General features: G+C 52.9%; 8 protein-coding genes and 2 riboswitches. Of the genes, 3 read left to right on the top strand and 5 right to left on the bottom strand.

Annotated features, from left to right (window positions below; translation table 11 throughout):
* Positions 1-8: 8 nt before the first annotated feature.
* A riboswitch (Fluoride riboswitch) is annotated at positions 9-71 on the bottom strand.
* 3 nt (positions 72-74) lie between these two features.
* From eno to AC5S16_RS21700, 5 genes are all read right to left on the bottom strand, one after another.
* Positions 75-1382, bottom strand: a complete 1308-nt coding sequence (eno, locus tag AC5S16_RS21720) for a phosphopyruvate hydratase (RefSeq protein WP_493932215.1) — start codon at positions 1380-1382, stop codon at positions 75-77.
* 36 nt (positions 1383-1418) lie between these two features.
* Entirely contained in the window at positions 1419-1853 is a 435-nt protein-coding gene (locus tag AC5S16_RS21715) for a universal stress protein (protein ID WP_493932214.1), read from the bottom strand.
* The gene (locus AC5S16_RS21710; RefSeq protein ID WP_493932213.1) at positions 1850-3058 is read right to left on the bottom strand and encodes a cation:proton antiporter; all 1209 of its coding nucleotides are present in this window, start codon (positions 3056-3058) and stop codon (positions 1850-1852) included. Before AC5S16_RS21710 ends, AC5S16_RS21715 begins: the two co-directional genes overlap by 4 nt.
* Before the next feature lie 59 nt (positions 3059-3117).
* Positions 3118-3203, bottom strand: a riboswitch (Fluoride riboswitch).
* Positions 3204-3581: 378 nt separating this feature from the next.
* The gene (locus AC5S16_RS21705; RefSeq protein WP_493932212.1) at positions 3582-4802 is read right to left on the bottom strand and encodes a glycosyl hydrolase family 18 protein; all 1221 of its coding nucleotides are present in this window, start codon (positions 4800-4802) and stop codon (positions 3582-3584) included.
* Positions 4803-5370: 568 nt separating this feature from the next.
* Positions 5371-6717, bottom strand: coding sequence for an alkaline phosphatase family protein (locus AC5S16_RS21700; RefSeq protein ID WP_493932211.1), 1347 nt, complete (start codon positions 6715-6717; stop codon positions 5371-5373).
* A 226-nt stretch (positions 6718-6943) separates the two neighbouring features.
* Here AC5S16_RS21700 and AC5S16_RS21695 point away from each other — a divergent pair, with 226 nt between their 5' ends.
* The 3 genes from AC5S16_RS21695 to AC5S16_RS21685 are packed head-to-tail and all read left to right on the top strand — an operon-like array spanning position 6944 to position 11652.
* Entirely contained in the window at positions 6944-7330 is a 387-nt protein-coding gene (locus tag AC5S16_RS21695) for a hypothetical protein (RefSeq protein ID WP_493932210.1), read from the top strand.
* Positions 7327-10686: a TonB-dependent receptor gene (locus AC5S16_RS21690; RefSeq protein WP_493932209.1), complete on the top strand. Its 3360-nt coding sequence runs from the start codon at positions 7327-7329 to the stop codon at positions 10684-10686. Before AC5S16_RS21695 ends, AC5S16_RS21690 begins: the two co-directional genes overlap by 4 nt.
* 15 nt (positions 10687-10701) lie before the next feature.
* A complete protein-coding gene (locus AC5S16_RS21685) occupies positions 10702-11652 on the top strand; it encodes a metallophosphoesterase family protein (RefSeq protein ID WP_493932208.1) in 951 nt (316 codons plus the stop codon).
* The last annotated feature ends 121 nt before the right edge of the window (positions 11653-11773 follow it).

Genomic DNA, 11773 nt, shown 5'->3' with positions numbered 1-11773 from the left:
AAGATGAATTTCTTCGAGGAGTCATTTGCTCAGTTGAGCGGTTTAAGGTGAACTCCAACACCTGATGAACCTTGTTACTTCATTGCTTCCTGATGCCTCCACCGCGCATAACTGCTGCTGCCTGCATACCGCGCTTTCGCCCCGAGTTCTTTTTCAATTTCCAATAACCGATTGTATTTTGCGATACGCTCCCCCCGGCTCGCCGATCCTGTCTTGATCTGGCCAACTCCGGTCGCTACAGCTAAATCGGCAATGCTCGTATCGTCTGTCTCACCAGAGCGGTGCGAGATTACTGCGCCGTAGCCGTGTTCCTTCGCAATGGCGATGCATTCGAGCGTTTCAGAAACGGTGCCAATCTGGTTCAGCTTGATGAGAATTGCATTGGCAATCCCGTCCTTGATTCCCTGGCGGAAGAGATCGGGATTCGTCACAAAATTATCGTCACCGACCAACTGAATTTCATCACCCAGGTCCTTCGTTATCTGTTGCCATCCCGTGCGGTCTTCCTCGCCGATGCCGTCCTCCAGTGACCATATTTCCGGATAGCGCTTGAGCCAGTCCCTCCACAACGCAACCAACTCTGCCGGCGACCGGCGGCTCTGGTCTGACTTGCGGAAGACATACACACCGTCTTCAAAGAATTCACTGGCAGCAGGATCAAGCATCACCGCAATATCTTCACCGGACTTATAACCTGCCTTGTGGATAGCTTCGAGAATGAGTTCAATTGCTTCTTCATTCGATTGCAGCTCAGGAGCAAAACCACCTTCATCACCTACCGCTGTGCTATAACCCTTCAATTGCAGAATGGCTTTGAGAGAGTGGAATGTTTCTACCGCAGATCGCAGACCTTCAGAGAAGGACGGGGCGCCGATTGGAGAGATCATGAACTCCTGAAAATCCACGTTATTGTCAGCATGGCGTCCGCCATTCAAAACGTTCAACATCGGCGTCGGCAAAAGGAAATCTGAATTCGCAGCCAGATGCGCATACAGCGGAATACCGCGATCAAGAGCTGCTGCGCGCGCAGCAGCCAGCGAAACCCCTAGAATTGCGTTCGCGCCAAAGCGTGATTTGTTCGGTGTGCCATCAAGCAAGCACAGCTTACGATCGAAGACTTCCTGCTCGCTCGGGTCCATGCCGCGCACGCCCTTTTGTATCTCATTCTCGACATGGGAACACGCCTTCAGTACGCCCTTGCCGCCATACCGGGTTTTGTCGCCGTCGCGCAATTCGACAGCCTCATGCTTGCCTGTCGATGCTCCTGATGGAATCTTGGCTGTTGCCTGAATACCGCTATTCAGCGTAACTGTCACGGCCAGGGTTGGGTTCCCGCGGGAATCGAGGATCTCCAATGCTTCGAGCTTTTGAATTTCTGCCATGTTCAGACTCTCCTGAAGTCGTAGTTATCCCTTACTTCAATGCACAACCATGACGGGGCAGTGCGCATAACGAAGTACTCGCTCGGAAATCGATCCGAGCATCCAGCGTTGAAACGCGGAGATGCCGCGTCTTCCCATCACGATTAAAGTCGCTTCCATCTGCTCAGCCCGGTGCACGATGTGCTCCGCAGGATGCCCAACCTCAATTTCTGTCTCAAGTTCTACGCCTGCATTTCTTGCCCGTTCTCGCAAATGAGCAAAGCTCTGCTCATAATGCTCGCGGGCAGCCTCAAGAATTGCATTCAATTCGGCGCGGGCTGCCGGCTCAGGCGGACGGATCACGGCAAAGATGAGCACTTTCGATTGCATTGCTTGCGCCAGGGAAAATGCGGTGTCTGTGGCCCGTTGCGCCTGAGGAGAACCGTCATAGGCGACCAGAATAGTTTTGAATACTTGCTTTGCATCTGTCATAGCTCGGACTCCACTGGCTGCTGCAATGCTTGCTTCGACTTGCTCTCTTCATGTTTCTTGGGAAGAAGATGCCTTGGCAGGAAGAACATATTGGCAATCAAAGTTGGAATCACCGCGCTCCCAATGACTGTGCCGACGACATAAGAATACTGGGCCTGCGTGATGATCTTGTGATTCAGTCCAAACAGGGCGGAAATTGTTCCGAAAGTCAGCCCGGTCGACATCATCAGCGTGTAGTAGATCCCGGCGGAACCTTCGTATCGATGTCCTCGGACAGCAGGCAATACAGCCGCCACCTTGGTCAACATCTTGGCGAAGAAAAGAACGAGCAAAACGACCGGGCCGGCAAGCAATGCAGGCACAGAGACAAACGAACCTGCACGGATGAAGTAGAACGGTGTAAGGAATCCGAAGGTGAGCGTTCTCAACCTGCGAATCAATGCGTGGTCCTTGCCCACAGTGCCTGCCAGCACCATTCCTATCAGATAAGCGGGAAGCACGGCTTCGCTTCCTGCCCATAGCGCCAGCCCACCAAGCGCGAAAAGCAGAAACAGCAGATATTTGGCTTCAAGTTCTGAAACGCGTCCGCCGTACTTGCGGAAAAACCACGGCGTCAGAAAAGGCAGGATTGCGAAGACAATAACACTGATAATGACAAAGGCCAGAGTCTTGAGCGTGAATGGGGAAAAGATGAGTCCCAACGCGATGACAGTTCCGAGGTCATTGACAAAACATGCGGCCAGAATCGCCTTGCCATACTCAGTTGTATTAAAGCCAAGTTCCAGCATCACGGCATAGACGACGGCGACTGAAGTTGTCGAGAGCGCGACTCCGCAGAGCCAGCTCGCCATCAGCGACCAATGCAACAAAAAATGCGCGATGAGGGTGCAACCGAGAAATGGCCCGAAGAAGCCAGTCAGCCCGATAATCAGGGCTTCTCGCCACTTGCTGCGGAAAATAGTTGGATCGAGTTCTGCTCCAGCCAGGAACGTGAGCACAATGGCCCCAGTTCCGGCCAGAAAGGAGATCCATTCAGTATTGCCGAGCAACCCGCCGCGGCCAAAGACAGCGCCGATGATCAGTTGCGCAACAGTGCCGACAACGATTTCCGACAACGCGGTCGAAACGCGAAACCAGATAGCGAGCAGTGTCGCAACGAGCGCGAGGCCTACCCATAAAGCGGAAAGAACCCATGTATTCGTCATGGACTCAAAACTCCAATTTGATGAGGGATCGCGTCGAGGACATGACTCCGCAACAGGATTCCCTGTTAGGAGTCATCATCTGCCCATTTATGGAAATGTTTTTGATGGGCAGCGGTTAAGGGTGAACTCCTTCACCGCAACAACACCAACATCTCACACCTAATGAATCTAAATGTCAAGTTTCCGCAAGCATGCTTCAGAGGTATCGAAGAGGATGCCATCGTCTTACCTGGTGCAAATCGCCGAATTTATTCCTGGTTTAAGGCAGATTCCACCGTGCAATCGATGTCCTAAAGGGATTCCTCTCCGTTGCGGCAGGGAGGTAAATAATTCCATTTCGGCTTCAAAGTTCTGGCACAGATTTTGTACTCAGCACCCAGAGAAACATCTCTTCCCATCTTTTTGACGGGGGCCGTCAGCTATGCGAAGTGTTGTGGCTGCTGGTACTACAGCAGACATGATTGGTTCGACTCGCTTGTGGAGCTCCGGCCAGTGGTCGTAGCTCCACATTTTGATCCCAGGCTCAGAAAGGCTCAAAGATCTGCGAGAACTGATATTGCGACTGCGAAATTCCACTGCAAGTAGGAGACGCATATCCTTGTCCTGCACAATTGCCGTTATCGCGGGCAAGAGACCACATAGAGAGTCGTCCGATGTAGCTATTTGCATTGGCGAAATTTAACAATGTTTGTGCATCACTAAGCTGGAAAATCTCAGTATTCGTATCATTCACGCCAACCATTGGCGTGACACCCACCTTTGCGGAGAGACCGGCTGCCTGAATCTGAGACTCAGTTGCAGCTGCCGCGTCCGTCGCATCCAGCCCCATCTGTCCTCCGTTGTCTGACGATGATCCATAGTCCATGGCCATGACATTGACTACATCCAGTGCAAGACCATCAGCCTTTGCGCTGTTCAGGATATTCACACCCGAAGCAATGAGACCCGTTGGCAATACCGGCAATGTGTAGGAAATGACGAGATTGGGATTTGCGGCCTTCAAGCCAACAAGTGCCTGATCGCGAAGCGTGATGGAAGCTTGATTAGACACAGCTCCACCTTCAATATCGAAGTCAAGCATCGTGACGTTATAGCGATCAATCACGGATTGATAGATTGCCTGCAGTTGCGACGCGTCTGTGCAATTGAGCGCGGGTTCGGAACCATTTGCTCCGCCAAAAGAGATGATGACCTGAACGCCGGAGCTTTGCAAACTTTGCACAATGCTTTGAATAGAGGTCCCATTAGGGAGATTATCCGTTGGCAATGTACCTCCGAGCCCTCCCCAACCCGCTGAGCAGCCACCTGTGCTGTCAAGAAAAGCCAGCGTTACTGCGTTGAATCCGGCTTGTTGCTGTATGCTTACCAGATTTTCATCCGCCGTAAGGCTCATATCTACGTAGGGAGCAAAAAGATTTGCTGTTGAACCAGGAGGCGGCGGAGGTGGCGGTGGTGGATTGGAAGAAGAGTTGCAGCTTCCGTCCGGAATCCATGGTTCACCACTTCCCACCGGGCCGCTATTTGTCGATGGATTCTGGTTCTGCGTCCAGTAGTCTGCGGTGTAATTCTCACCGTTGTAACTGGCAGTCTGTCCGCCTGTATAAACCTGACTGGCGCTCCAGGCGGTATAACAAGCTGTTTGCGCGAAAGATCTGCCTGGAAGTGAGGTGACAAGCAAAAGTCCTGCCACGCAGAGAAATTGATAGAAGAACTTGCTGAACATCCTGAGATTGAGCTGAAACATACAATTCTCCTTTGTGATTGCAGTCGCGGATACAGCACGTCGAAATTAACTCTGTGCAAGCAAGAGTTGTCCTATAGGTCAAGCGATTCCACAGATGAGGAGCACAGAAAACGCGCAGGCTTGCAGAGGGCAATCGTCTTTGCCACATATGCATGCGAAAAAACCACTGCTAAAGCAGAAGGGAAAATGTCAAAAGAAAGAAGCAACCGAAGATACCTATCGGCGCAATCAACGTTCTAAGGAGTCACAGAGCAGGTTCTCGAAGGCTCTGTTATCAGTTTTTCAACGAGAAGTATTTGCTATTTCGATCGCCAATGACTTTGCATGACCGGCATGAGCCTATGCAATAGAAAAGTTGTAGACCAGTCTATACAGCTTTATTGTTATCAATAAGACAATTGATCGTATAAAAATACCGTTACGCTTATTTTCAGACCCCTATTGCTATCATGGCGACGTTCTACTGGAAATAGGGTCGCCCATTAGGCATCCTGCCTCGCCATGCTTTTCCTGGTATATCGAGCAATTGAATCGACTACTCGTGATTCAATGCGTGAATCGGGACGGGCTATTTCATGGCATTCTTGCTGTCTACGGATAATATGTTGGTTCCTTCAACGTTTGTCATCCGTAGTCCGAGAAGTGCAGCGACGGTCGGGGCCACGTCGACAATATGAGCTCTGGGTAGACGCAAATGTGGGATTCCGGGTCCAATTACGGCAAACGCCGCATCCATATTTTTCGGACCGGGTGGATAGCCGTGCGCACCTTTTCCCTGCGCAGGCGTTATCCAGGGGCTATCGTTGCCGCCATCAGCTGAGAATCCCGATTTCATGCCGATTGCCAGAAACGAAGTGGCATATCCCTTTGCGGTTTTCAGCTGTTGGCGATCAAAGATCTGGTCGATTCCGTAGGAGCCTTGCTGTTTGAGCTTTTGAAAAGTTTTGGTGGCAAGATCCATTGCCGCATGGTCATTAGGATCGTGGACCACCAGGCCGAAGGACCCTCCACCACCGAAGGAAGTGACCCGCCACTGCTCCGGGTGCCCCTTTGGGCCCAACAGCTTCAGGCTCGCCAGTACCGCGTTAGGGTGGAATGACTGACTCAGCGGCAAAAATCCGTGATCGCTCACAATCACTATATCTGTCTGCTTTTCGAATCCGGCCGCTGCGATGGCTTTCCGCAATATCCCGATATCGGTGTCGATACTTTTCAGAGCCTGGATTGCTTCGGGACTATCCGGACCATATCTATGCTCGGCATGGTCAAAGTCCTGAAAGTAGACGAGCAGGAAATCGGGCTTTCGCGACTGCAGCAGGAAGAGGGCCATCTGGGTGACGACGTGGTCGTCGAAGGCTCTGGCTCCAACAGGCAGGTCACCATATTTTTTTTCATATTCGGCTACGAGTCCTGGGGTGCTGATGGCCCGGTAGATCATCCGGTCACGGTCATTCTTCATGGGTGCGTGGTTGGGAAAATCCGCGTCGATTGGAGCTCCAATCGTGGTCGGCCAATACGCACTGCCAGTTCGCAGGCCAGCTGCATGAGCGAGAGTCCATAAAGTCGGCACGTGGATGAGCTCCGCATACTCATTTCCACTGTCATCGGTGGTCATCTTGTGCTCGGGATCGAAGAGAAAATTGGTAGGAATTCCATGAACAGCAGGAGACACGCCCGTAACAATCGAAGCAGTACTAGGAGCCGTTACCGTAGGCAAGACGCCGATCATTCCCTCTGAAACAGCACCCCGAGTCACGATCTCAGTCAGGTTGGGAAGATCCCAGTTCAGGGTTGGGACAGATGCCAGTTCGACGCCCCGAAGCCCGTCGATGGAAATCATGACAACTTTGCGATGCTGTGCCTGCAGGGGAAGCAGAGAAAAGACCGCAATCAGTACAAGTACCACCAGCCTCATGCCGACTCACTTTCTCATGTCCTGTATTTTCAGACCTGAGCGGACATAAGGTAATGGAACCCGAGAGAACACAGGGAGCCAACGGGTTGGTGAACATAACGAACCCAGAACAACAATTCACGCTCCAAAGGAGCGGCCTGTGAGCGTCGCAACGTGTGCACCAGTTTGTGAAATTAAGTTTAACGAGGCTATGTGAAGAACAGATGAATGCACACGGGAAGAAGCCGTGTGGGATTATCATCTGCCATTCCGATTGTTACAAATATTTTTATTTTTTTGTCATTGCAACAGAAAAGAGGCAGCGCGACTCCCTTTGTATCCCATTGATACGGGTGTTTGGCCAGCCGAGAGGTTATACAAAGAGTATGAAACACCTGCAAGACGCATTTCTGAGAATATTGCCGACTCCCCTTTTGCGCAGATTCAGGAGACCAGAAATGCAAACCGAATCGCGGGTTCACATTTGGGGATGAAAATCCCGAACAGCGATTTGCGTTTTCTTTTGACAATGGCAGTTTGCTTAAAGGCATTTGGGCAAGCTAACGCCGGTTCGATCATAGGGAAATATTTCCGACCAACAGCAAAAATAACTTTTTGGAGTGAGAAATTATGAGAGGCAAGTCCTTATTCATTCTGGCCATAGCTGTCGTTCTATGGTTTCAAGGAGCGCTCAGTTTCGCACAATTTGAAACTTCGGCGGTTCTTGGTTTCGTCCGCGACACCAGCGGAGCCCCGGTTCTTGGCAGCACAGTCACACTGACCAACATCGCAACTGGCGCTGCCGTTTCAACGCAAACAGATGACCAGGGCCATTTCCAGTTTCCCGATGTGCACGTAGGCCGGTACAAGATATCGGCTACGGCCAACGGCTTTAACGACTCTGTTACTGATCCGTTCGCCGTCGACGTCAACACCCGCCAGCGTGTGGACGTGGCCCTCAAAGCGGGCAGTGTCTCTGAGACAGTGACCGTCTCCGGCGCAGCCACGCAGCTTGAAACAGAGACCAGCAGCAACGGCACTACAATCTCCCAGACACAGGTACAGGACCTGCCGCTCAACGGACGCGCCTACGGCGACCTGATGGCTCTGGTTCCGGGCGTACGCCGCAATACCCTTGAAAACCAGTCCGTCACCAGCCGTGATGCCTCGTTCAACGTCAACGGCCAGCGCTCCGAGTTCAATAACTTTCTGCTCGACGGTCTGGACAACAACGCCTATGGCACTTCCAACCAGGGCTTTTCCAACCAGGCGATTCCTCCTTCGCCTGACGCCATTAACCAGTTCCGCTCGGAGACAAACAACTATAGCGCCGAGTATGGCCGCGCTTCGGGCGCTGTCATCAATGTGTCCATCAATAGCGGAACCAATGAGCTTCACGGCAAGGTATGGGAATACCACCGCAACACGATTTTTAATGCCATCGGCCCCTTCGCGGCGCCGACAAATGCGGTCACAGGCCAGGCGCAGAAGTCCATGCTGATCCGGAACCAGTTTGGTGGAGCTATTGGCGGACCTATTCTGAAGGACAAACTTTTCTTTTTTGCCGATTACGAAGGCAACCGCCAGGTGCAGGCTACCTACACCACGGCAACCATTCCTAATGCCTTGCAGCGCCAGGGCATCTTCCAAACAACCTCCGGCACACCTGTTCCGCTGCGTAACCCTGTTACCGGCACGGTATATGCGAATGGTGTTGTGCCCACCTCCGATTGGACTCCTCTGGCCAAACTGGTGATTGGCGCTCTTCCTTCTCCCAACGTTCCTGGCTTCTCCAATAACTATGCTTCGTTTCCGCGTGCAACCCTGACGGATGACAAGGGCGATGGGCGTCTTGACTACATCATGAGTGACAAGACGACAATCTTCGGTCGTTACAGCGAACATCAGGGCAACATCGTTGACGCCACTTCTATTCCCGGCGACGCAGGTGACGGCGGCAATGGCACCATTCACGCTTATAACAAACAGATTGCAGCTGGCGTCACCCATGCCTTTACCCCCACACAGACGCTCGACGCCCGCATCGGGTTTACGTGGACGCAAGGCGGCAAAACACCGTATCTGGCCGGCCAAGAGAGTCTGAATACGGAAGCGGGCATCCCTGGCCTTCCAACTGACAAGTCCGTTATCCGTCGTCTCAGCTCCGAGAGCGTAAAAGGTTTCAACGCATGGGGCGCACAGACCTCGAACCCACAGTTCCAGAATCCGTTCGTGATCAACCCCAAGGTCAACTATTCATGGCTCAAGGGACGTCACAGCATGAAATACGGCTGGGAATTCCTGTCGATCAATACCGAGATTGATGACTTCAACCCGGTGTATGGCGGTGAGACCTTCAACCAGGGCTTCAGCCAAAACGGTGGTGGAACCAGTGATGCCGGTGCGGCGCAGGCTGCTTACCTGACCGACTTCCTGACCGGCGCGCGTGACAGCTACCAGCTCAACAACTACCGCATCGTCAACTATCACCAGCTTATGGATTATTTCTACATCCAGGATGACTGGAAGTTGTTTCCGAATCTGACTGTCAACATGGGCCTGCGTTATGAGCTCGTCACGCCGCAGTATGTGGATGGAAACCATCTGGCCAACTTCGATCCGGATACAAATCAACTCGTTCAGGCTTCCGGCGGCTCGCTCTACAATCGCGCCCTGGTCCACACTCCGAAACTCGACTTTGCGCCTCGTTTTGGCATCGCTTATCAGGTCGATCCAAAAACGGTCATCCGCGCTGCCTATGGCCTCAGCTTCGATCAGTACAATCGTGAGGGCGGCGAAAACCTGCTGGCCTACAACGGACCCTACATCATCAACTCCACAGTCAACCAGGTTGCTCCTTTTGCCTTTACCGGCACAACGCAGCAGCAATGCACGGGCGATGCCTACAACAACTGCTTCCGCACCGTGGCGCAAGGCTACCCAAGCAACTTTGTCGACGCCAGCAATTTCAGTACTTTGCTGGCACAAAGCAGATACATTCCCAAGGACATTCCTACCGGATATGTACAGTCATGGCATCTTGACGTACAGCGCGAGATCGCGAAGGACACCGTGTTCACAGTCTCCTACTTGGGCGAACACGGCGTACACATCTGGGTGCTTGCCGACTACAACCAGGCAAGAGCCAATGCAGCCGGAGGCACGCTCAGCGTCCAGGCTCGTCGTCCGATTGCGAGCTTCACCACCATCGAAGAATCGATCCCGGCAGGCTTCCTCAGCTATAACGCTCTGCAGACGAAGCTCGAACATCGCTTCTCAGGCGGCCTTTACGTGTTGAATTCCTTTACGTGGTCTCGAGCCATTGACAATGCATCGGGCCACCTCGACACGCCCAACAACGACAACTCTCGTGTGAACCTCGCAAATCTCAATGGCGAACGCGGCCAATCCGCTTACAACCAGCCAATCAATGAGACTCTGAGCGTCGTATGGGATCTCCCGTTCGGCATCGGGCGCCAGTTCGGCAGCCACATGTCTCGCGGTCTCGATGCCGTAATCGGAGGCTGGCAGCTTACCGCCATCAATACGGATACAAGCGGCCAGCCGGTCAACCTGATCTACAGCCCTTCAGCTGCGTACCAGCTCAGCCCTTTGCTGAATCAGCGCCCCAATGTTTCGGGCAATCCGGTCAATCCGTCCAGCAAATGGACCAAAACAGCCACGGCTCTGAATGGCTATCTCAGCTCTGCTGCTGTTACGGTTCCGACCAGTGCGGATGAAGCCTACGGAAACGCAAGCCGCAACTCGCTGCGTTCCCCAACCTTCAACCAGCTTGATCTCGGCCTGCACAAAAGCTTCCGCCTGTGGAACGAGCGCTCGTCCTTTGATCTTCGCGGCGAAGCCTTCAACATCTTCAACCACGTCAACTACTCGGCTCCAAACTCCAATGCCAGCAACAGTAACTTTGGCTCCATCACCAGTAACCTGCCGCCACGCCAGTTACAGGTAGCCGGTAAGCTCAGCTTCTAGGGGAAAGTTCTACTTATGACTCTTATAACGCGACGCCAGTTCGGATCGCTCACCGCTGCTGCTGCAATTGCTAACCTCACGCGCTCGCTCTGGGCGCGTGAGGTTGCATCGCATGCGGGCGGACGCCGCTTCTACATTGCGCTCATCGCCGATACCCACATCATCGATAACTTCTACGTCAAAGGCAGCGAGAACGGTGTCGAGGACAACGAAAGCATCCTCGTCACCACGCCGCGCCTCATCTCCGCACGCGACTTCATCAACTCCCTCTCGCCCGCTATTGAGCAGGTCTTCCTCATCGGCGATTACTTCCACAACTACCCTTCGACTGACTATGACTTCTACTTCCAGAACACCACGCGGCTCGACAATGCCAAAACCATCACTGATGCCTTCCACATGCCTGTTCACCTAGGCTTCGGCAATCACGACTATGATGTGAAGCGAGTGCCGCGCGAGACGAGTCATCGTCTCTTCAAAGCCAAGTTCCACACCGACCCCTATTCGGTCCTCGACTACAAAGGCTACAAGTTCATTCATCTGAACAATTTTCTTGGCAGCACGCAGGACCACTCCTCCGCGGACTTCAATCCCAACATCGGATCATTCGGCGAAGAACACCTGCACTGGTTCGAAGACCAACTCCGGCAGCACAAGCCCACCTTCGTCTTCGTGCACTATCCACTCATCACTGTCCAGCCCACGGAATTCCGCGACTACGGACTGTATCCTCTTCTGCGGCGTTACCAGGACACGATTCAGCTTGTCGTCAGCGGTCACCTGCACAAGTGGATCGACTTTGCACATACTTATGGTCCGCAGCACTACATCATGGCCGCAACTCGCTACGATCCTAACGCCTACATGCTTCTCGAAATCGATCCTGATCATGGCACATGGCGCTTTCTGAACTCGGATCTCGTGGAATGGGCCACGCACTATAGCAAGCCCTATCACTCTGTCTAATTCTTTATCTCCATCCCAGTCCCGTTTTTGGGGGGCAACGAGCACTCAGATCGCAACCTGCGAGGTTATCTTCCAGGTGCTGCGAGCACGCAGGTTCGGCGTGGATGCAGAACAGCCGCCA

The organism is Acidobacterium sp. FHG110202_01 (assembly GCF_059115305.1).
Note: the sequence above shows the minus strand (reverse complement) of the source record. Positions and strands in the feature narration are given on the sequence as shown.